Source organism: Paenibacillus sp. PvP094 (assembly GCF_040546835.1).
GTDB classification, from domain to species: Bacteria; Bacillota; Bacilli; order Paenibacillales; family Paenibacillaceae; genus Paenibacillus; species Paenibacillus illinoisensis.
The window spans coordinates 2,687,892-2,708,459 of sequence record NZ_JBEPOM010000001.1 but is presented as its reverse complement, the minus strand read 5'-3'; the positions used below and the strand labels follow the sequence as shown (position 1 = coordinate 2,708,459).

Below are 20,568 nucleotides of genomic sequence, written 5' to 3'. Positions count from 1 at the left end.
TCACTCCACATGCGAGACATCGCTAAATTTCAAATGTTCGTCCTGCTGGATGGATCGCGTTACTTTCTTCCCCAATAAATCATTGTAATGCTCTGCTCTGATTTCCCCTGCACCTGGACGTTTTACCCAGATATTCTGTTCGGTCAATATTTCTCCTTTTTGAATTTCTTTTGTCGTTACCACCGTTGCAAAAGCAAAATCTATGGTTACCTGCTCCTCAGCTACAGCACTTTTTTCTCCACCACGCATCATAGCAATCTCCTTGGAACCTTGTATAAGCTCGGTTAATTGTTCAGGGTTCATAGAACAAGCAATATCCGGTCCAGGACGATCGAAATGATCGGTGAAATGCCTCTCCAAAATCGAGGCACCTAATGCCACTGCTGCTAAACACGCATGGTTGTTTAACGTATGATCGGAAAGTCCAATTACCGCATCTGGGAATTCATCCCTCATCTGACTCATCGCACCAAGTCTCACCAAATGTGCAGGAGTAGGATAAACATTCGTACAATGTAATAAAGCATATGGTGTACGATAACGTCTGAATATTTCTACAGATTTTCGTATACTCGCCAAATCATTCATTCCGGTTGAGAGAATAATGGGCTTGCCCTTTTGCGCTATATACTCCACTAAAGGATAGTTGTTGCACTCGCCTGAACCAATCTTATAAGCAACAACGTTCATTCGTTCAAGTCTGTTTACAGCCTCGCGAGAAAAGGGGGTACTGATAAATGTCATTCCCTTTGATTCAACGTATCGCATAAGCTCTTTCTCATCTTCTTCGCTTAATGCACAACGAGCCATAACATCATATATTGATACATCTGTATTTCCGGGAATTACTTTTTTTGCTTCCTGACTCATCTCATCTTCAATAACATGTGTCTGATGCTTGATGATTTCGGCTCCTGCAGAAAAAGCAGCATCCACCATCTCTTTTGCTACAGCAAGGGATCCTTCATGATTAATGCCAATCTCTGCTATAACTACGGGGTCAAAGTCTGCACCAATCAATCTGTGGTTAATTTGAATATATGGTTCCATCTAACATTCCTCTCCCCTAACTATTCTTGATCGTCTAATTGCTTCAGTCATTATTTCAATAGATTCCGGTATAGAATTAACCATTGCAGTCAATAGTGCTCCCAGATGTTCATGCATGAGGTCCGATTTTTTTCGCACATCTTGCTCATTAACAATAATTGGGAGAACCCTATCAAACTTCATAATTGCAACTGGAATAAAAGCTTCAAATATCACATCAAACCATTCTTGATTTGTAAGTTCACTCCATCTTTCTTCAACTTTTCCAAGCAGATCCCAAGCCTTTACCGGCTTTATTCTAGATTGGTCACGTCCTTTATTTAATAACTTTTTAATTTGTATTGCTTCTTCTTTGGCTAACTGTAATACATCGATCAAGAACTCAAGCTTTGCTTCAAACTTAGGCAGATGAATCAACGGCGAAGCACTACTCTGATCTAAAATTTTCTCCAAAAAATCCTCAGACAGTGTTCGATCACGCGCTAGCTTTTTGTATATATCTTGCGCCGACACCCACGTAGTACCTACAATCTCAGCACCATGTGCCGTAGTATTAACAAATTCAACATCATGGAATAACTCAACCAGTTTTTCTATATCATCTTTCATCAACATCAAGCTTAAAGTCGTTTCGTTATACCCACCTTTTACATTCTTCACTTTAAGCTTCTTCTCAGGATGTTCAGATGAGCTTGTCTCTCCTGCAGTGTGATTCACTCCAGGGGCATAATAACTTCCATTCTGAAAAGATAAATCTTGCCCGAAGAGGACAATGCGCTTGGCTCCCAATATAATCGCAGTCTGGATTGCCGTACCTACAACTGTAGTTGTAGAGTGGAGATATTTACGGTTCTTGTCTAATCCTAATACATATGGCGTAATGGAATCATGATTCAAAAGGGAATAAACAACATGTTTATCTCTTTTACCGACTACGCCTTGATAACCCCTAGTTACTACCATCAAAGGCGTTTGGCTAGCAATTTCCGAAGAAAAAATCTGATCATTAATTTCATTTCCGTCTAGTAAGGTGACCAAGTGAGGCTTGATTTGATTTTTTTGAAAGAACTGTACGCTTGAGCCTGCTGCAATGACAATAGCATGATTTTTGATTTTGTTTAACCATTCCAGATCTTCTTGAAGTGATGGGCCGGATGCAACAATTACCGCAGTCTCACCGGAGAAACGGTTTTCCAAGTCGAAAATTTCAGGATACTTACTGAACTCACTAATGTTATACAATGTATTTTCAAACCATAATTTTTTAAAATGCTCGCGTGTATTGTGATTTGTTAAAAAAGCAGTATAATGATTCATGAATTTTTCTCTCGTTTGGTGCAGTTCTTCAATTTCATTCTCAAGATAATACCGTAGTGGAACAAATGCTAGCTCTTCTTCTAAATGTGTACTCAGTTTTGAAAACAATAAATTAAGCTGATTTTCTCCCACGGACAACCAAAGTAATCGCGACCATTCTAAAATAGGAGTCAGGTCGTACTGTTTCATTGCATATTGGAAAGAAAGCTCATTCGGTTCGTACACTACAAACAAACGATCTGGATATTTTTCAATCAAATCCGATAGTCCGATCCCTTGTCCAAATCCATAAACAAAAATAATCCCTATATTCTGAACCGAGAGCTCTACAGCTTGCATCCAATGTGCATCATATTCAATATGCTCTTGAATCATCTTTCTTCCAATTTCCATATCGCCTTGTAACTCATGAAGTAAATCTTTAGAGGAATTTTCGTAAAAACGCTCTTTTATTATGGTTAAATTCTTATTGTAATTATCCATATTACCTCTCAATGACATTTTTCTATTTTAAATAAGTCGTGTTTTATATTTCAAAAATATCAACTGATCCAAGTAATTTTTCAAAAAGAGCCCTCTTGTTTTCAGAGAGCTCTTTTCCAGTCAGTTCCGATGATCAATAAACCAACTATTCACCGCATGTTGCTGTTGGTAAGCATTTAGTTGCTGCTTCGCCGAGCCCCGGCGCTGTAACCAAGCTCCAGCTTCATCTTTCAAAAATTGCATACGTTTGGTAATTAAAGAATCAAAACTTAAAATATAGTCAATTTGCTGACGGTTTTGAGGAGTCAGATTAGGTTTATGACATTGAAATTCATTTACCAATTCTTCCCTTTTTTCCGAAAGTTGCAAAAGCTCTACCTCTTCTAATGAGTTCAAATGAGCGACTGCTTCTTCCGTAATAAGTTGCAGTTCATCTAAAATCTCTTCTGCTAATCTTTGAACCATCACAAGTTACCCGCAACTGCTGACTTACTTGCTTCAACCCACGCTTCACGTAATTCAACAAGATGGCTTAATACTTCTTCAGCAGGCCCAACTTTCTTTTTTAAATTTGCCTCAATTAATAAACGAAGCATATATTCATATACTTGAACTAAATCTTTTGAAATTGAGTAATCAAAGTTCAGTGACGATACTAATTCATGAATAATTGCTTGAGATTTAACAAGGTTATTATTCGCTAACTCATAGTTGCGCGAACTAATCCCTTCGATTCCCGCTTTTGTAAACCGAATCGCTCCATCATACAACATAATCAGCAATTTAGGCTTAGAAGCCGTCTCCGCTTGTGCTTGCCGATACTTTTGATATGGGGAATGAATCAAAATGAAGCCTCCTTTTCAAACGATCATCCGAATAAACTTGATCCGGTGCTATTATATTTATTGATCGCCGTTTCCATAGCAGTGAATTTCTTGAAATAGTTGGTCTCAATAGTGTTTAGCTTAGATGTGAATTCAGAGATTCGGCGATCCAGTGATGACAACTGTGATCCAATTGCACTACTTGTCAAAAAAGAAGTCGCAATGTCACTACTGGAAATTGAGGTACCCGCTGTGGTATTCATACTTTTCAAAGCATTGGTAGTGATTTTTTGTAATCGTGCAAGAATACCATCGGTTTCAGCAACTTTGTCACTCGTATATACTTTATCATAATTTGTATTAAATACTTTGTTTACCACGTTTGGGTCTTTTTCCAAAGCCTCTTTGAGCTTATCCACATCTAGTGATAACTTTCCTTTACTTTGATAATTCCCTGTGGTGATTCCTAATCCTTGCAGTAGGTTTACTGTACCGTTTCCTGTATTGACATCTCCCAGAATTGCTGAACGCATGCTGGAAATCGCCTCTTGCAGAATACTATCATTTTTCAACATTCCGCTTTTCGATTTGGCCGTCCATTCTGTTATTTCGTCTTCTTTCATTTCTGACTTCTGTTCTGAGGTCAGTGGCGCATATTTCGTATAACGCTCCTCAGATACTTTACTATTCATTAGAGATAGTAACTCATTATAAGAATTCACAAAGTCCTGGACAGATTTGACGATAGCATCAGTATCTTTGCCTACGGCGATGTTCGTTGTACCGCCTGTCCCAGTGGTTGTATTCAAAGTCAATGTAACTCCGTTTATTGTGAACGTGTTTGACGTTTTCTCCATAGTTAGTCCATTTACAGTTACCACAGCATTTTCTGCTTTAGATGTTGTCTGAGCGGCCTCACTTCCATCGCCATTTTTCCTCCAAAATGCACCAATTAACTTTGCATCTATGTTCAGCGTGGAACTTTTGGGATCAGAATTATCTTTAAATAGTTTACCATCTGTCCCCATAGCTGTGGCTGTCAGCGATAATCCACCTGTAGAGTCGTATATTGCAGTGACTCCTGTAGCCGAATTATTATTTATTTTTGAAACCAGAGTTGCTATCGTATCATTTTCATCAATGGATACTGTAGATCCTCCCACTTGCAGGGAAGAACCGGTAATCCCTAAATCAGTCAACTTGGTTGTTTCCGGCTTGCCACTCTGTCCAGTTAATATCACATTAGCAGCCGTAGCCAGTTTTGAAACACCCACTGTCATATTCCCGCTTGCTGTAGCGGAGGCTGTAGCAGTTACTGCCGATGTATTTCCTGTCACTGTGGCTTTCTGTGCATTCAACGAAGTTGCTTTGCTGAATGTATCTTTAATTTTGTCTTGCAAAAAGGTAACCATTTTAGTGCTAACTTCGCGATAGCTTTCTCTTTTCCAGTCAAGCAGCTGCCTCTGCTGATTCATTTTATTTAGAGGCACCCGTTCTGCTTGCATAAGTTTTTGGACCATCGTATCAATGTCTAACCCTGATGCTAGACCTGTTAGACGCATAACCATAGTTTTCCCCTCCTATATACGTTCATCAATTAATATACCTGCATGTTCCAACATATTGGCGACAACATCCAATATCTTTTCCGATGGAATTTCACGTATTACATCTCCTGTTTCTTGATTTTTTACTTTGATCATGATGGCATGTGTTGTGTCATGCACAGAAATTTCTAATGTTCTTTGCGGTCCCTGAATCGCGCGAATAGCAAACTCTAAATCTTTCATGATTTGTTCCCGATCTTCGGCAATTTGTGAGATAGATGTTCGGGGAGAAGATCCACTCTGATTAACATCTTGCGGTTTTAAACTTCCTTCAGGTACATGTCGTGTTACTTTCACATATGAAGACGAATTCGGTCCTAAGGAATTTGGGGTTGCATTTGTACTCATCCTGTTTTCCTCCCGTTCTCTTCGTTAACTTCTTCGATTTCAATACCTTATATATCGGCATTGTTCTATCATTATTTTATGTATTCTTAAAAATAAAAGAGTCCTGCATATGCAGGACTCTGAAAAAATCAATATTAGCTCTTGTAAGCCAGTGATTAACGCAACAAGGAAAGAACGCCTTGTGGAGCTTGGTTTGCTTGTGCCAACATCGATTGCGAAGCTTGCAAGAGAATGTTGTTTTTGGACAGAGCAACCATTTCTTTCGCCATGTCAGTATCACGAATACGGGATTCGGAAGCTGTCAGGTTTTCAACGGTTGTACCCAAGTTGTTAGAAGTATATTCCAAACGGTTTTGGATTGCACCCAAGTTACCGCGTTGAGTTGATACTTTGGAGATCGCATCTGTGATTGCAGACAACTTAGTAGAAGAATTCAGACCACTGAATCCACTTGTGCTAATTTGATCAATGTCGATTTTGAAAGCTGCATCATCCGCTTGAATAGAGATGCTAGTTGTACCTTTGATCGCGATACCATTAAACTTCGTGTTTGACATGATCGCATCAATTTGAGTTCCCAGTTGTGTCAACTCGGCATTGATGTTACCTTTATCACCAGATGTGTAAGTACCGTTTTCTTTTTGTACGTTCAGTTCTTTCATACGAGTCAGCATGGAGGATACTTCATTCATTGCGCCCTCAGCTGTTTGTGCGAATGAGATACCGTCTTGAACGTTACGTTGTGCTTGTTCCAAACCACGGATTTGACCGCGCATTTTTTCGGAAATTGCCAGACCTGCTGCATCGTCAGCCGCACGGTTGATCTTCAGACCGGAAGACAGCTTCTCCATGTTTTTGCTTGATGCTGCTTGGTTCAGTCCCATGTTACGGTGTGTGTTAACTGCAGAAATATTGTGGTTGATAATCATTGTTTATTTCCTCCCTGAAATGGTTATATGCCCACATCCATGTGGTATTAGCGTCTTCACAGGTCGGCCGCCCTGAAGATTACCGCTCTAATATATATATCGACGACATGCCATAATTTGTTTATAGTGATTTTAATTTTTTTTCTATTTTCTATTGTATTTCTTAGGACTGAAGCGACTTTGCAATATTAATCGGGTATTTTACCAAAGCCTTTTATCGTTTTTTGTAATGTGTCTAGGCTCATCGCTGCATTTTGATTATTTTGCTCAATAGCATCCAGAACTTCCTTACGATAAATATCAATATCTCTCGGGGCTGCTATTCCAACTTTTACGTTCTCCCCGTCTACAGAAAGTATTGTTAATACAATATCATCTGAAATGACAATGGACTCACCTTTTTTGCGTGTAAGTACCAGCATTAGATCTCACCATCCTTAACCTCAGAATTATCATCACTCCATAGTGCGTGTTTGGTTTTGTAGTCTGTATTTTGAAGGACAATTTGTTTACCCAATTTCTTTTGTTTATTAAATACAATTGGAGCCAGCAAGTTTGCTGTTGCATTTTGAATATCAGCATGTAAAGTGACAATACAACGCACCGCAACATCACTTGGATTTATTACACCAAGTTCCTCCACATTTTCAGGAGAAAGTTCAAATTCATACTCTGGATGGAAATCAAATGGATTTACGGTCACAAAGGCTGCTGCTGGTTCTTCAACGGAACTGAAGAGACTAAACACTTCGTCATGCTGCTGCAAATCAAAAGATTTCAATTCTTCAAAACCCGGAATTCCTTTATGAAAGGTATATGTCTCTTTTACCATCTGTTTTTCAGTTGTATCCGCTCTGTTGTGTTGATTCATTTTGTCAAACCTCCCTAATTAGTAAAAAAAGCTACGGACTATTCTCTGTCCATAGCTTACTGTGTGTATCGAATCAAAATCAAATATTATCTCATAAAGTCCATAAGTGATGGTTGCATAATCTGAGCAGATGACTTGAGTGATGCTTCATAGATCGTCTGTGCAGAAGTAGCCTGTATCATGAGGCTAGCCACATCTGCATCTTCTGTTTTCGATTGCAGTGTTGTAAAGTTCAAATTCTGATCGTTCAGGCGATTCTGTACCAATTCGACCCGGTTAGTTCTAGCACCCACCTCAGACAGAGCTGCCTGCATTTTGGTTGAGCGGGATTCAATGTTCTCTAGTTGTTGGTTTACATCTGCCTGACTACCACTATTTAACGCAGCTGATAAATTATCAATGATTTTAAAAATGTTATCTTCTTCGCCTTTTTTTCCAAAGAAATCCGATCCAGAGGTGTTAATTCGGAAAGTGACCTGTTCACTAATGGAATACATCACTCCTTGTGTATCCGGCTCCACATCTGCATAGTCCGTTACTGTTCCCGATAACTCATAGGGGGCTTTGTCATAGGTTTGACCATTGAAAATAAACTTCCCGCGAATTTGGGTATTACCAATATCGACTAAGTGTTTCTTTAATTCCTCAACTTCAAGGTTGACAGCCTCCAGATCCGAATCTGCCAAGGTTCCATTGGCTCCTTGAACGGCCAGTTCTTTTAATCTTTTCGTCACATCCAGTGCTTGCTGCATATTCGAATCCGTTGCATCGAGCCAACTCACAGCTGCATCGGTATTCGTCTGGTATTGCTCATTTGCTGCCAAATCTGCTCTATAACGGAGTGCGTAAGTCACACCTACAGGGTCATCCGATGGTTTATTTATTTTACGACCAGTAGAAATTTGGTTGGACATGTTGTCCATACGGTTCAGGTTGCGGTTCAGGTTGCTCAGCATTTGCATGCTCATCATGCCTGAGGTTACGCGAATAGCCATTATTGGTTACTCCTCTCTACATCTTAGCGACCGACTACACCGGTGCTGTTAATAAGTTTGTTTAGCAGTTCATCGTATGCAGTCATGAAACGGGCAGCTGCACTATACGCGTGCTGGAATTTGATCAGGTTACTCATCTCTTCGTCAAGAGATACGCCGCTTACGGATTGGCGATTCAAGTCAACCTGCTCTGTGAGAAGTTGAGCATTTTGTGCCTGACGGTTGGCTTCTTGGGTCTGCACACCAAGTTGTCCTACAATAGCACCAAAAAAGTCATCTACTGTAGTCGGTTTGGAAAGTCCTGTGCCAAAATCAAATTTTGCATCTTTTAATCCAGCCAATGCCAGCGCCAAGCTGTTATTCCCCAGTACTACACTCTCACCCGTACCTGTTCCGGTCGTACGCATCGAAGTTGCAATGTTATTTGGATCATTCTGAATATCTGTACTTAATGTAATGTTCCCAGCCGTGATCGTTCCTGAACCATCTTTGGTTGTAAAGAAGTCTCCACCAGCTGTTGGTGTATTACCACTAAGCGTATAACCCAGTTTGTGTAGTCCATTAATCCCTTGAACTGTCACCTTCAAATCAGATGTTAACGTTCTATTGTTATTGGCATCGGAATAGGTCACGTTGTTGAAAACCGTACCGCTAGGCAATACAGATCCAGCAGGAATGGTAATCTCAATATCCCCGGTTGCGAGCGTATTCGCCAGCTGATCGATCTGGTTGCGATAGTCTGCCACATATTGATCACGGGAGTGAATCATTCCGTAAACTTCGCCACCCGTTAGCGTTCCCGCTTGATAGGCGTTCTCCAAAATATCAGCTGTTACAGGAACAACTGCTGCTCCGGTAACGGCTACTTGGCCTGCAATCGTTACCTGGTAGCCGCTATCCAGTTCTGTTATCTGAACGCCAGCAATCTTGGACAGCTGGTCTACTGCATAATCGCGTTGGTCACGTAAGTCATTGGCATTGTCCCCAAGCTGCTCCACTTTTACAATGTTGTTATTCAGATCCGCGATGGACTGCAGATATGAGTTAATTTCGGTTGTTTTTAATGAAACGTTGTTGGTCAGATCGTTAGTCAGTGCATCCAATTGGAGACTGATCTGATTCAAACCATCTGTTAGCGCTAACGTTGTTTCCTTCACGATCTTGCGGTTAGTAACATCCTGCGGGTCTTGGCTAAGATCGGACCAGGAGTTCCAAAAGTTATTCAGAACGGTACGAATCCCCGTATCCGAAGGCTCATTCATAATCGTCTCGAGCTTTTCCAGTGTGCTGTTCCGGATTGTCCAGCCTCCAAGTGATGTATTTTCATTACGGAACTGGCCATCCAGAAAAGATTCACGCACACGCATAATGGAGTTAAACTCAACCCCTGTTCCAAGCTGACCTGGAGATGTCGTGCGATAAAAGGCCACAGCGTCAATCGGATCTGCCGCAGTCATGTTAACGACTTGACGCGAATAACCCGGTGTATTTGCATTGGCAACGTTATGTCCTGTAGTGTTCAAAGCGGCGGTTTGCGTAATTAAACTGCGTTTGGCCGTTTCAATTGAATGGAATGTTGAAGCCATGTTGTTTTTCCCCCATTATTAAGCCCGAGTATCAAAGAGTCCGGAGCGAGCCATACCGTAAGGCTTCTCTGAAGGATTCTGATAAGTGGCCTCTGATTCAGAATGAAATGACATTGTCTCAATAAAGAAGTCGATGTACGATAGTGACTGTTTGATCAGCTGTTGGTTGGCTTCATTCAGAAACTTCACCTTTTGCAGCACATCCGTTAATGAGGTTTGAGCCTGGAGAAGCTTCTTCTTCTCAGCCGCATCAAAAACGAGTCTCATTAGCTCACTAATCGTTAGATTCAGTTTCGACTTGATGCCACGTTCCTCCAGGAACTGATGGACGGCCTGAAGTCTCTGCTGCTCGATCAATTCAATTTTTTTAGCCAATTTGGATTCTTGATTGATCAGAGCGATCAGTGTCTCGACTTTGTTGGCCACAACCGCTTCCTTCTTTTGTTCTCCCAATACCAGCATATCCTCATGTGCGGCTTGCAGCTGTTCAAGTACATCGATTATTGATTCAATTGCCATGTGTCCTCCTATTGATTAGGGAAGTTCTTAAAGTATGGAGCGAGCTTCTCAGCGAGCTTCTGGCTGTCTACTTGATACGTTCCCGAATTTACCTGTTCCTTCAATTCCTGAATGCGCTGCGTACGTGCTGCATCCTGTGTACGACTTTGATCTTCAAGCATCTTCATCGCCTCCGGAGAAATGGATACTTCGTCCTTACGGCGGCTTTTCTTAGCGTCAGCCTGCTGATTGGATTCAATGTTCCTTTGGTAGGAGTTAATAGCACCAATTCTATTCGGTTCATTGATTTTCATACGAACTACACTTCCTTCGCCTTTGGATTTTTACATTATCTTTATCATAGCGAACAATTCGGATAATAAAAAAAAACCGATAATCTTTAATAAGTTTATCGGTACGTTCTAAAACATTTGTTATAGCAGGAACTGCATTTAAGCCCTCGTTCCTATGAATCCCGCAGTTTGTCGACAGCATTGTAGGCTCGTCCGCCTATATTGCCATTATCCTTCTGACCTACCTCACGTGCTGCCCCAGCCAAGTCTTTCGTTAAGCGATTACGGCATGAGTCACACATATGCCCTTCCCGGATTAGCGTTCCACATACCTCACAAGGATACATCATATTCGGGGCGTTTTCGATGGAAATCCGTCCCTCCCGGATGAACTTGGTGATCTGCTTGATGGAAATCTCCGTTGCATCCGATAGTTCCTGTATGTTAGTGCCTTTATTTTCCCGCAAATAATCTACGCAAGTCTGATATTCCTGTTCTATTTCCTTAATGCAATTCGAGCAAACATCCCGAAAATTCAATGCATATAATCTACCACAGCGAGGACAATTACCCAGATTCATCGCTCAAACGCCCCTCTCAAACTTCCTCATTCCGATGGATAATACCTATACATTACCTTATTTTCTCGCACCAAGTCCATAGTCTATTTGCGCATCAAGAGGAGCAAGAATGCGTACATACGCAAATTTTCAGAAAATATTTTATGGCTATATTTAAATAATTCCTCTACTTTCCTCATTGTGAAAAAGGTTTTTTCTTTTATTTCATGATAATCTATTACATCTCTAAAATTCAAACTCTCCTGTAATCTTAAATATTGCTATGATCGCGCTAATGTGAGTGTATAGATCTCTACTGGAATGTCACCTGTGACAGCTGCATTTAAAATAACCTTACCACACGCGTCCATGGTGCTGCCCGTTGTGTAAATATCATCGATTAATAACAATTTAAGTGGACAAGAATGTTCTCTAGCAGAATTAGATTCTGCTTTGCCTATGTATAGGTCCCTTAAAGTATCCATTATGCCGGGGCTTATTGAAAAAGCTTCCTTCATCGTCTCAATCCGTTCGCCACGTGTCTTGAAGCTCTGCTTCGTGGTGTTGATCCGGCGCTGCAGCAAATCAACTACGGGTAGACGGCAGGCTGCGGCGAGTCCGGAAGCGAGCCGCTCGGCCTGGTTGAAGCCGCGCTCGGCAAGGCGCTCGTTGCTGACGGGGACGTAAGTCACCACGTCAGGCCGCCATCGCGGCTTGGAGCTTGGGAGCAGCGACTTCGGTTGGCGTGTCGCTGCTTGAGGGTTGGTGCGCACGGCTGTTGATGCGTGCGCGCCAGGTGGCTGAACGCGCGCGTAAGTTGACGCGCGCGGATTCGGTGGATGCAAGCTGGCATCCACCGGAGGTAGAGCAGAGGTGGCAGATTGAGCCGCAGAAGCTTGGGTTTCTTTTGCCGCAACCAAACTCAGTTCTTCACTCATGGCTTGAAAGGCTTGAATGAGAAGGGATGTTAAAAGCGGTGCGTAGCGCTCGTGGCCCCTGAATTTGTACATGCCGATCCATTCTTTCATAAGAGCATTGTATTGAACGGCACTGCGGTTGCAGATAAACGAACGATTGGCCATATGTGGACGGCTGCAGTCCGGACAACCGATGGCCCGACCACAACGCAGACAGCGGATGGAGCGAATCCATGGAATCTGCTGAGCGCAGCGTGCACAAATACCCGGGTAGGTTGGAGAAAGCACGGCACGAGTGCCACATGTCAAGCAGGTTGCCCCAGGCGGGGCAAACAGGTTATGTATGCGATGGGTCAGTTTGTGAACAAAGTCGGTTATATTGTTAAGCGGATTGAACATAATGCCAGTACCTCCTTAAATGGAGCGGATTTATCGTTTGGTCTGCTGGTGCAGGTAACCCATGCGATGGGCGATAGTGTTCATTTTCCGAATCTGTGCCACCGCCTTAACCTGGGAACGGGTGCGCCTAGAGGATGCGAAGACGACTCTGCCTGCCGGGTCATCCATGGAACGACCTGCTCTGCCCGCCATCTGTACCAGTGAAGCTTCGTCAAAGAGCCCATTATCTGCATCCAAAATAAAGACATCGCTACGCGGTATGGTCACTCCCCGCTCCAGAATGGTGGTTGTCACCAACAGACGGATGTCTCGTTCGCGGAATGCCATGACTTTACTTGCCCGGTCCGTATCTTGGGATGATGTCCCTTGGATATGGATCTGGGGGAATATGCGCCGCATCAGGTTAACAAAGGCCTCAATCTGGGCAATGCGCGTTACGAATACAAACACCTGGGCATCACGCTGCAAGGAGGTTTGGATGCTATTCTTCAGGGCAGCGGGAAGGCTCCGTTTTTTAATACATTCAGCAACAGTCGGTATCTTGATCAACTGCGGCACAGGTAAGGGATAGCGGTGAAAGCGTACCGGCACCCTCGCATGAGCAAGTTTCCTCTGTGATACTTCTTTTTGTAAACGTGCTGGCGGGGTAGCTGATAGATATATGAAATTGCCATCCGGTTTGCAGGAAGCTGACGCGGCATGAGCGAGCATGGGATCATTGTGATAGGGAAAGGCGTCAAGCTCATCAATGATGACCAGGTCGAATCCTTGGTAAAAACGCATCAACTGATGCGTGGTCGCGAGGGTGAGCTGTGCGTCTTTCCAGCGCTCGGTACTGCCCCCGTATAAGGTGGCCAGCGTAACGTCTGGAAAGGCTTTGGCCAAACGCGGCGCCAGCTCCAACACCACATCTCTACGCGGCGTTGCTACAAGCGCTCTCCCTCCGCGGTCTAGCGTATGCTGGAGCAGCGGGAAGATCATCTCGGTCTTGCCGGCCCCGGTCACGGCCCACAGCAAGAACCGCCCCGGCCCATCCTCTGCGGAGGTGGACCGGGCCAAATACGCCAGCGCCGCAGAAGCTGCCGCGCTCTGCGCTGCGCTAAGCCCCCACCGGGCGAGCCCACCGCCGGTGGTAAGAGCGGCCGTGCCCCGCACGGCCGCAGGCGCTGTGCTGCGCAGCAGCAGCGCACAGGCACGGCTGCGCCCCAATGCGAGGCATGCCTCGCAGTAGGCGCACGCCGCCTGGCCGCAGGCAGCGCAGGGCACGCGCTGCCTGGCAACGCTGCCGCATCGGCGGCAGCGGGGTGCGCCTTGCGCGCTGAGCCACGCGGGCCCGCGGCGCGTGGGCAGTTCCAGGGCGGCTGTGATGTTCAGCCGCCCGTGCAAGCGCGCGAGCTGCGCAGCCGCGCGCCAGGAGGCCAGCTGCGGGACGGTGTCCGCCAGCAGCGCCTCTACCTCGGCCGCCAGCAATTGGCGGCCGCGAAGCCGCTCAGCCAGCAGAGCTGCGCCCTGCTCCAGCTGAGCCCACCTTTCGGCGGGATAAGCAGCAGGCATCCCGCGCACCCCAGCTCCACTTGAGGTATCAGCCATCCCACTTCTCCCAACCCTACGTTCAGCGGTAGTCATCCCCGCTTCTCCCGCCAAGCCTGCACCTTCTTTTCTGGCTGCGTGTTCCCCTGATAACTTCTCATACTCGTCCACTTTACGGCGCGTATATGCCAGCCAATGTCTCTCATTCCACTGATCCATTCCGCGCTCCGGCTCAAAATGTTCAACCAGCCATGACGCCTGACTTAGCGGCAACGCTTCATCCAACAACAACCAGCTAAGCACCTGCTGACCACTCACACCTTCCAACCACCAAGTGACATCCACCCGCAGATCCAAGGACAATAGCATGTTCCACCTATCCCTGACTCGGCACACATAGAGCGCAACTCTCATCCCATCCCCTCCTCAAACTGAACTTCCATTTGAACGCAAAAAAAAAAGCACACGCTTACCCGGCTTTCTGCCGGAGCATGTGCTTCATGTCCTGATTTCATCCAATGTCTTATCTTATTGTCTTTTTACTATATCAATTGCTCCCGTGCAGGACAAGCATTAGGAATCTAAAATTCATGTTTTAGGCCCATTTTACCAATTTAACGAATACCCCAAATCAATCTCATAAAGTGCGAAACTTTTTCCAATCGGTACCGTCTATACTTTTAAGTTAAGATGTACGGTTTCAAATTGCTTCTTACATCAAACTCAGCAGCTCAACATCCAAACAATAACCATAGATTGCATAAAAACCCATTTTTAATTTAACAGCAGACTTGACTACAATGAAAAAAAAAAGATTACAGCTATGCTGTAATCTTCATGTGGATCTATGGAAACCAATTCGATTCAGGCTTTAAATAAAAATTAATGCTCAGGCTCACGCAGATCAATAAGTCGAAACGTACGATCTCCATTTGGTTTTGGACGTTCCATATCGGGTGGTACAGTTGCCAGGTAGGAAGGCTCCAACCCCTGCTTGCGCATCAGCTTTTCAATAATCCGAACCGTCTCCGATTCCATACGATCAGCAACAACTGTCAATGTGAAGCTCTTTCCACGGTAAAACAGCTCCCGGCAAAGTGCTCTTACAACGCCTTCGATCCGCTGTTCCTGATTGGAAGGAATGAGCAGAATCTGCTCGTAACCCTCGGGTTCCGGACGAGAAAGATGACGCTGGTGCATGGCATGAACGGCCACTGCCGCCAGGAAGTATATGAGCAGAATCATAGTCAAATGAGCAACCATGGCAACTGCACCTCCTCGGAAGGTCATGCTCACCCATGGCGAACATCCCTGTATACGACAGTATATGCCGTACTCCCGAAAGGGTTACACCTGCACATTGCAAGCGCCATATTTCTTTTGGATGCCATCCGCCAAGGAAACGACAGGCCAGGTCATTCATCCACTCTTCATACCCAGCTTGAACATTTGTTCCACGCGGTTTCACACTCTGTTCCTATGCAGTGATAAAGTCCATTAACCCGCAGACCAATCCGGGCAATCGGGAAGGGTGCGAGTGAACAGAGATCTATGGTACCATTCTTATTTTATTAACAGGAAATCTTATACTTGTATTAGAGCGTAACCCAACCATACTTGATCGAGTTGATAACGGCTTGTGTACGGTCATCCACTTCCATCTTCTGCAGAATGCTGCTGACATGGTTTTTCACCGTTTTCTCACTGATGAACAGGAATTCACCAATCATTTTGTTACTCTTACCTTCAGCCATCAGACGAAGCACTTCTGCTTCACGACGAGTGAGCGGGTTGTTATCGCCAGCGACAAATTTAACCCCAGCTTCTTTTGAAGCACCTTCGCTCATCGCACCTGTTTCATTAAGATACGTCATACGACGCAGCTGCATGATCAGTTTGCCTGTTACTTTAGGGTGAATGAACGCATGCCCCTCATGAACGGAACGAATCGCATTGATTAGGGATTCAGCTTCCATATCCTTCAGCAAGTATCCGTTGGCACCTTTACGCAAAGTCTCAAATACATAACTTTCATCATCATGAATGGATAGAATAATGACTTTAACATCCGGGAACAGCTCACGCAGTTTCTCCGTCGCTTCAACCCCGTTCTCCACAGGCATGTTGATATCCATAAGAACGATATCCGGCTTCTCCTGGTTGCAGAATTCAAGCACCTGAATCCCATCGCCACATTCGCCGATGACCTCAATATCGTCCTCCATGTTCAAAATGCGTTTTAGCCCTTCACGGAACAGCTGATGATCGTCAGCCAAAAGAACTTTAATTGATGTATTACCAGTATCACGGTTTTCCATCCTGCTACTCCTTTCCCTTATCCACGTTTGTCGGGATATGAATCACGATTTTGGTTCCTTGATTTTCTGCGGATTCAATCTCTATTCTGCCTTCCAGCAGTTCAACTCGTTCTCTCATCCCAATCAGACCGAAATGGTTGTGATCCTTGCTTTTCTTCGCAAGAAGCTCCGGTTTGAAGCCAAGCCCATTGTCCTGAACGACAATTTTAACGAGCTGAGCCTGGTATGTAATTTCCACTACAACATGAGTGGGATAAGCATGCTTTGCAGCATTGGACAGACCCTCCTGCACGAGACGGTAGATTGCAGCCTCCATTGCAGAAGACAAGCGGTGTTCCTTGCCTCTTGTTTCAAAAATCGAGCGAATTTTTGTTTTTACTTCAAAATCCTGCACGTATTTCCGAAGCGTTGGAATCAATCCCAAGTCATCCAGTGCCATAGGACGCAAATTGAATATTACTTTTCTCATTTCTTCAAGACTGGAACGAACCTGGCCTTTCAAATCTATTATTTCGGCCTGGACCATCTTAAAATCCTGCTTAATGAGCATTCTTTCTACAATTTCCGTCCTAAGTACTAGATTGGCGAGCATCTGCGCAGGCCCGTCATGAATCTCACGTGCAATGCGCTTCCGCTCTTCTTCCTGGGCCAAAATTATTTTCAAACCAATCATTTGTCGATTCTTGGCGGACTCAATGATCCGGGTCACTTGACCCAGCTCCCCCGACAAGTACTCCAGTACGACCCCCATCTGCGAACCAATCGTTTCGGCACGCTCCACAGAAGCCTCCACATTTTTGGCACGCTTCTGCAGGTCATCCCGACGGGCCTTCAGATACATTTCCTTCTCACGATAAATCATCAGGTCCAGCTGCAACTGCGTCGCTTTCTCATACGCCTGCTTGATATCATGCTCGGAATAACGGACGAAGTCACGGCTAACCTCAGTCAGACGGATCCGGGAGCGGCGGTAGTTGAGCTCCAATTGATCTACTTTCTCGATCGTTTCCGCCGTCTCCTTCAGAACCGACTTCAACTCCTCATTTAGAGTTTTTAGCTCCTCACGGGTTGAGTCCATGATTTCGAACATTTGATATTTGCTGTTTTCCATGACTTGTATGGCGTTTTTAATGACGCGGTCTATGGCATCGGCTTGTAAATCCACGTTAGTTCGACTCCATTTCTATCGTTTCCGGTATATATCATACCATATCACGATGAGATGGTAACGGTCTTCGTTTTCTGTTCCCATTTTACAGTCAATCCAAGCTGCTCGGAAACGAGTCGAAGAGGGACTAAAGTCCTACCTCCGGATACATATGGGGCTACTGTTGCGCTCTGTCTTTTTCCATTCAAGATGAATTCTTTCTGTCCCACAACGAGATCAATCAGTTTCCCGCCGCGAATAACGGTGATCCGCTGATTTTTGCTATCCCAGCTTGCCTGTCCGCCAAAGGCATCCAGTACATGCTTGATTGGGACATATGTTGTACCGTTTTTCAGTACGGGTGCTGCATCAATTGCCTTTTTCGTTCCGTTCACGGTCATCGACTTCTGTCCAAGTACAAGGGAAGCTGTTCCTGTAGGCAGTCCTACTTCACTGGATTTCGATGGCATGGTGAAGGCAATGTTATCAAATGCTACGGTACCTGTCATGGCGCGCTCATCCTGGCCCTCTTCTACATTGACTACATAGACACGTTTCAGCTTGGCTGGATATGCAATGTTCAGACCGCTCAGGTCCACGTTCACTTTTTTCCAACCACTCCAGTCAATGGCCTTCGCAAGATCGGCATATACGGTTTTCCCATTGGCATCCGTAAACTCTGCACGGAGCCAGTTTAGGCTCTTGTCACCCATTACATCCATCGACATGGACGTTGCGGCTGAAGATACTTCTCTGCCTGTTGTCCCGTTCAATTGGGCATAAGCATACATTTTCCCTGTACCTGCAGTCATGTCGTAGCTCAGCTGAAGCACTTTGGAGCCAGCCTTTTCACCTGTACCCGCCGTTACGGCTGCTGAACCAGTTACGCCAGTGGCATTCGTTGTAAAGTTGATAGGATAACTTACATTCTCGAAGTTCTCCCAGGTGGTTTCGCTGTCAGCAGCCGTTAGAACAACGACCGTACTGTAGCCGTCATAACGACCGATTGCGTATCCAACCTGTGCTCCTGAATTTACAGAAGATACCGTTAATTGATCGCCAGCCACTTTACCTTTGAAACCGATAAATTCCCATGTCAGCGAATCAGCCGGAACGGTTACACTTTGTCCGTCTTTCGTCTTCGCAGTCACAGGGATGGACATGGTCGTTCCCGCTTTCAGCGAGCCAAGACCAGAACCCGCAGTCAGAGAGGATAGCTCGCTCCCACCGAGCACCGTTACTTTAATGGTAGAAGATGCTCCGTTGCTTGTTGCTGTGAGCGTAGCCGTCCCTGGTTTAACACCCTTGATCACACCATTACTTACGCTGACGATACCATTGTTGCTTGATTTCCAGGTCAGCTTGATGTCTCCGGTCGCAATCGGATTGTAATACGTGTCATACCCTTTGGCTGAATACTTGCCTTCTTGTCCTACCAGCAGCGTTTGGCTGCCACTTACAGCGAAGCCTTTCAGCTTGCCTTCCGGAGCGGTAGAGAATACGCCGAGCGTGTTTACGACCTGACGCTGCTCTGTGCCATATTCTGTATTGAAGGTCAGACTAGCATTTTCTTCCCCGAGCGGACGTGTCACCATGGTGGTGGAGCCGCCGCCGTCCAGGTTCATGCCTTTCCATACGCCGATACTGGTCATGAAGGATTGTAATTCAGTCAGCGACATGCCGCTGCTGCTACTGTTTTTCTCTGCCGCAATAATATATACATATCGACCATCCTGGGAGTACCCTACTGCTGTTCTCGCCCGAACTCCGCCAATACCGGAAGATGCGATATCACGGGAGAACGTAGCTGCTTTGCCTCCATTGACAAGGATGGTATGACCACCAATCATCATCTCGAGATTACTCGGATCAACCGATTGTCCCGTTGTTTTGGCTACGAGCTTGTAGTCCGCACTAAGCGTCTGTCCCACGGAGAGGTGAGTCATGATCCAGGTAGCTGCCGTTCCGTGTGCACGCAAAATGTACCCGTCTTCAGGTACCGTCATGTCCAATGCTTTTTTGTCGGAAATTTGCGTAATGACGCCGTTCTGCACCAGCACCTCTGTCGGGGTGGTAGAAGGGTCGTTCGGACGTTTGGTTGATGTCCAGGCTGATGTATAAATATACATCGAGTTGGCGTGACTGTATTTGACCGAGCCTGACTCTACCGTATAGTCTTCCTTGTTAATTCCGCGTAGAGCAAACGTAGAACCGTCATCGGCCTTCACCGTACCGTCGAAAGAGTATTCGTCGATCATCGGTTTGCCATCCTTGGTCACGGTGAGAGCATACATACCTGTCAGTTCCGAAGGTGTGGAGATCAGAACACCGTCTGAGACCTGTCCACCAATTGGAGCAAGCTCCCCGGATACGTTAAAATAATCACCGTTCACGGCAGCAACTGCACCGTTTTCCTTGGCCATGCCGCCTGTGCTTTGTTTACTGTTCAAGTTGCCGCCCTTACCTGTCATCACATCGAGTTTCACATAAGGGTTTTGCAGATCTACCTGAATTACGTCTGCCAGCACATTCACTTTCGAGCCGGATCTTGTGGTTGTATATTTGTATTTCATGAGCTTCGCGCCGGAAGTCAGAATTTCCTCACTTAACTTGCTTGTACTTGTAGATGCCGCAGCAGCTACCGACTGCCACGTCGTTCCCGACCAGACCTGCTGCCCTGCTCCCAAAACCGGTGCAATCCAGATCACACCTGCCAGTGTCACAATTGCCCATTTCTTCGCCTTGCTGCCCTTCACGTCTTCCAGCGGTTTCCCGTGTTTCCCCAGCATGTTTGAAACGTCTCTCCCATCTTGTATATCAATCTTAGACATCACGTGTCCTGCCGCCAGATGGCAGAGAACAGCCGGATCCCTAGTATACTCTACTATTAATAGAC

20 protein-coding genes are annotated in these 20,568 nt (G+C 45.1%); all 20 read right to left on the bottom strand.

From position 1 onward, the window contains the following. Positions 1-1,050 carry an N-acetylneuraminate synthase gene (gene neuB, locus ABIC22_RS12440; RefSeq protein ID WP_354481136.1) on the bottom strand — a complete coding sequence of 350 codons (1,050 nt, stop codon included), beginning with the start codon at positions 1,048-1,050 and terminating at the stop codon, positions 1-3. Further along, a complete protein-coding gene (locus tag ABIC22_RS12435) occupies positions 1,051-2,850 on the bottom strand; it encodes a motility associated factor glycosyltransferase family protein (protein ID WP_354481134.1) in 1,800 nt (599 codons plus the stop codon). 120 nt (positions 2,851-2,970) lie between these two features. Continuing rightward, on the bottom strand, positions 2,971-3,315 hold the full coding sequence (locus ABIC22_RS12430) for a hypothetical protein (RefSeq protein WP_354481133.1): 345 nt from the start codon (positions 3,313-3,315) through the stop codon (positions 2,971-2,973). Further along, on the bottom strand, positions 3,315-3,695 hold the full coding sequence (fliS, locus tag ABIC22_RS12425; RefSeq protein ID WP_354481131.1) for a flagellar export chaperone FliS: 381 nt from the start codon (positions 3,693-3,695) through the stop codon (positions 3,315-3,317). Before fliS ends, ABIC22_RS12430 begins: the two co-directional genes overlap by 1 nt. Positions 3,696-3,718: 23 nt before the next feature. Next, positions 3,719-5,242, bottom strand: coding sequence for a flagellar filament capping protein FliD (gene fliD, locus ABIC22_RS12420; RefSeq protein WP_354481129.1), 1,524 nt, complete (start codon positions 5,240-5,242; stop codon positions 3,719-3,721). A 12-nt stretch (positions 5,243-5,254) separates the two neighbouring features. After that, positions 5,255-5,629 (bottom strand): flagellar protein FlaG, encoded by a 375-nt coding sequence (locus tag ABIC22_RS12415; protein WP_354481127.1) that lies wholly within the window; start codon positions 5,627-5,629, stop codon positions 5,255-5,257. A 155-nt stretch (positions 5,630-5,784) separates the two neighbouring features. Then, the gene (locus ABIC22_RS12410; RefSeq protein WP_354481125.1) at positions 5,785-6,558 is read right to left on the bottom strand and encodes a flagellin N-terminal helical domain-containing protein; all 774 of its coding nucleotides are present in this window, start codon (positions 6,556-6,558) and stop codon (positions 5,785-5,787) included. Positions 6,559-6,746: 188 nt separating this feature from the next. Beyond that, positions 6,747-6,980, bottom strand: coding sequence for a carbon storage regulator CsrA (gene csrA, locus ABIC22_RS12405; protein ID WP_354481123.1), 234 nt, complete (start codon positions 6,978-6,980; stop codon positions 6,747-6,749). Next, positions 6,980-7,429 (bottom strand): flagellar assembly protein FliW, encoded by a 450-nt coding sequence (fliW, locus tag ABIC22_RS12400; protein ID WP_354481121.1) that lies wholly within the window; start codon positions 7,427-7,429, stop codon positions 6,980-6,982. Before fliW ends, csrA begins: the two co-directional genes overlap by 1 nt. Before the next feature lie 86 nt (positions 7,430-7,515). After that, positions 7,516-8,424 (bottom strand): flagellar hook-associated protein FlgL, encoded by a 909-nt coding sequence (gene flgL / locus ABIC22_RS12395; protein ID WP_354481119.1) that lies wholly within the window; start codon positions 8,422-8,424, stop codon positions 7,516-7,518. Positions 8,425-8,447: 23 nt separating this feature from the next. Further along, positions 8,448-10,010 (bottom strand): flagellar hook-associated protein FlgK, encoded by a 1,563-nt coding sequence (gene flgK / locus ABIC22_RS12390; RefSeq protein ID WP_354481117.1) that lies wholly within the window; start codon positions 10,008-10,010, stop codon positions 8,448-8,450. An 18-nt stretch (positions 10,011-10,028) separates the two neighbouring features. Next, the gene (locus tag ABIC22_RS12385; RefSeq protein WP_127541041.1) at positions 10,029-10,529 is read right to left on the bottom strand and encodes a flagellar protein FlgN; all 501 of its coding nucleotides are present in this window, start codon (positions 10,527-10,529) and stop codon (positions 10,029-10,031) included. Positions 10,530-10,537: 8 nt separating this feature from the next. After that, the gene (gene flgM / locus ABIC22_RS12380; protein WP_076287615.1) at positions 10,538-10,822 is read right to left on the bottom strand and encodes a flagellar biosynthesis anti-sigma factor FlgM; all 285 of its coding nucleotides are present in this window, start codon (positions 10,820-10,822) and stop codon (positions 10,538-10,540) included. 152 nt (positions 10,823-10,974) lie between these two features. Next, positions 10,975-11,382, bottom strand: coding sequence for a TIGR03826 family flagellar region protein (locus ABIC22_RS12375; protein ID WP_095291363.1), 408 nt, complete (start codon positions 11,380-11,382; stop codon positions 10,975-10,977). 260 nt (positions 11,383-11,642) lie between these two features. Next, positions 11,643-12,677, bottom strand: coding sequence for a ComFC family protein (locus ABIC22_RS12370; protein ID WP_354481113.1), 1,035 nt, complete (start codon positions 12,675-12,677; stop codon positions 11,643-11,645). A gap of 30 nt (positions 12,678-12,707) precedes the next feature. Next, positions 12,708-14,621: a helicase-related protein gene (locus ABIC22_RS30140; RefSeq protein WP_483312542.1), complete on the bottom strand. Its 1,914-nt coding sequence runs from the start codon at positions 14,619-14,621 to the stop codon at positions 12,708-12,710. Positions 14,622-15,089: 468 nt separating this feature from the next. Next, positions 15,090-15,470, bottom strand: a complete 381-nt coding sequence (locus tag ABIC22_RS12360) for a hypothetical protein (protein WP_354481109.1) — start codon at positions 15,468-15,470, stop codon at positions 15,090-15,092. Between the two features lie 332 nt (positions 15,471-15,802). After that, positions 15,803-16,525, bottom strand: a complete 723-nt coding sequence (locus ABIC22_RS12355) for a response regulator transcription factor (RefSeq protein ID WP_095291355.1) — start codon at positions 16,523-16,525, stop codon at positions 15,803-15,805. Positions 16,526-16,529: 4 nt separating this feature from the next. Then, complete coding sequence (locus tag ABIC22_RS12350; protein WP_095291353.1) at positions 16,530-17,690, bottom strand: sensor histidine kinase; 1,161 nt, start codon at positions 17,688-17,690, stop codon at positions 16,530-16,532. A gap of 47 nt (positions 17,691-17,737) precedes the next feature. Beyond that, the gene (locus tag ABIC22_RS12345; protein ID WP_354485949.1) at positions 17,738-20,461 is read right to left on the bottom strand and encodes a stalk domain-containing protein; all 2,724 of its coding nucleotides are present in this window, start codon (positions 20,459-20,461) and stop codon (positions 17,738-17,740) included. Between the last annotated feature and the right edge of the window lie 107 nt (positions 20,462-20,568).

Bases quoted from the DNA above. Each gene is read 5' to 3' on its own strand.
- ABIC22_RS12345 (WP_354485949.1), bottom strand. From the start codon at position 20,461: ATGCTGGGGAAACACGGGAAACCGCTGGAAGACGTGAAGGGCAGCAAG.
- ABIC22_RS12415 (WP_354481127.1), bottom strand. From the start codon at position 5,629: ATGAGTACAAATGCAACCCCAAATTCCTTAGGACCGAATTCGTCTTCA.
- flgK (WP_354481117.1), bottom strand. From the start codon at position 10,010: ATGGCTTCAACATTCCATTCAATTGAAACGGCCAAACGCAGTTTAATT.
- fliW (WP_354481121.1), bottom strand. From the start codon at position 7,429: ATGAATCAACACAACAGAGCGGATACAACTGAAAAACAGATGGTAAAA.
- ABIC22_RS12360 (WP_354481109.1), bottom strand. From the start codon at position 15,470: ATGGTTGCTCATTTGACTATGATTCTGCTCATATACTTCCTGGCGGCA.
- ABIC22_RS12375 (WP_095291363.1), bottom strand. From the start codon at position 11,382: ATGAATCTGGGTAATTGTCCTCGCTGTGGTAGATTATATGCATTGAAT.
- ABIC22_RS12385 (WP_127541041.1), bottom strand. From the start codon at position 10,529: ATGGCAATTGAATCAATAATCGATGTACTTGAACAGCTGCAAGCCGCA.
- ABIC22_RS12430 (WP_354481133.1), bottom strand. From the start codon at position 3,315: ATGGTTCAAAGATTAGCAGAAGAGATTTTAGATGAACTGCAACTTATT.
- ABIC22_RS12370 (WP_354481113.1), bottom strand. From the start codon at position 12,677: ATGTTCAATCCGCTTAACAATATAACCGACTTTGTTCACAAACTGACC.
- ABIC22_RS12435 (WP_354481134.1), bottom strand. From the start codon at position 2,850: ATGGATAATTACAATAAGAATTTAACCATAATAAAAGAGCGTTTTTAC.
- fliD (WP_354481129.1), bottom strand. From the start codon at position 5,242: ATGGTTATGCGTCTAACAGGTCTAGCATCAGGGTTAGACATTGATACG.
- ABIC22_RS30140 (WP_483312542.1), bottom strand. From the start codon at position 14,621: ATGAGAGTTGCGCTCTATGTGTGCCGAGTCAGGGATAGGTGGAACATG.
- csrA (WP_354481123.1), bottom strand. From the start codon at position 6,980: ATGCTGGTACTTACACGCAAAAAAGGTGAGTCCATTGTCATTTCAGAT.
- neuB (WP_354481136.1), bottom strand. From the start codon at position 1,050: ATGGAACCATATATTCAAATTAACCACAGATTGATTGGTGCAGACTTT.
- flgM (WP_076287615.1), bottom strand. From the start codon at position 10,822: ATGAAAATCAATGAACCGAATAGAATTGGTGCTATTAACTCCTACCAA.
- flgL (WP_354481119.1), bottom strand. From the start codon at position 8,424: ATGGCTATTCGCGTAACCTCAGGCATGATGAGCATGCAAATGCTGAGC.
- ABIC22_RS12410 (WP_354481125.1), bottom strand. From the start codon at position 6,558: ATGATTATCAACCACAATATTTCTGCAGTTAACACACACCGTAACATG.
- ABIC22_RS12355 (WP_095291355.1), bottom strand. From the start codon at position 16,525: ATGGAAAACCGTGATACTGGTAATACATCAATTAAAGTTCTTTTGGCT.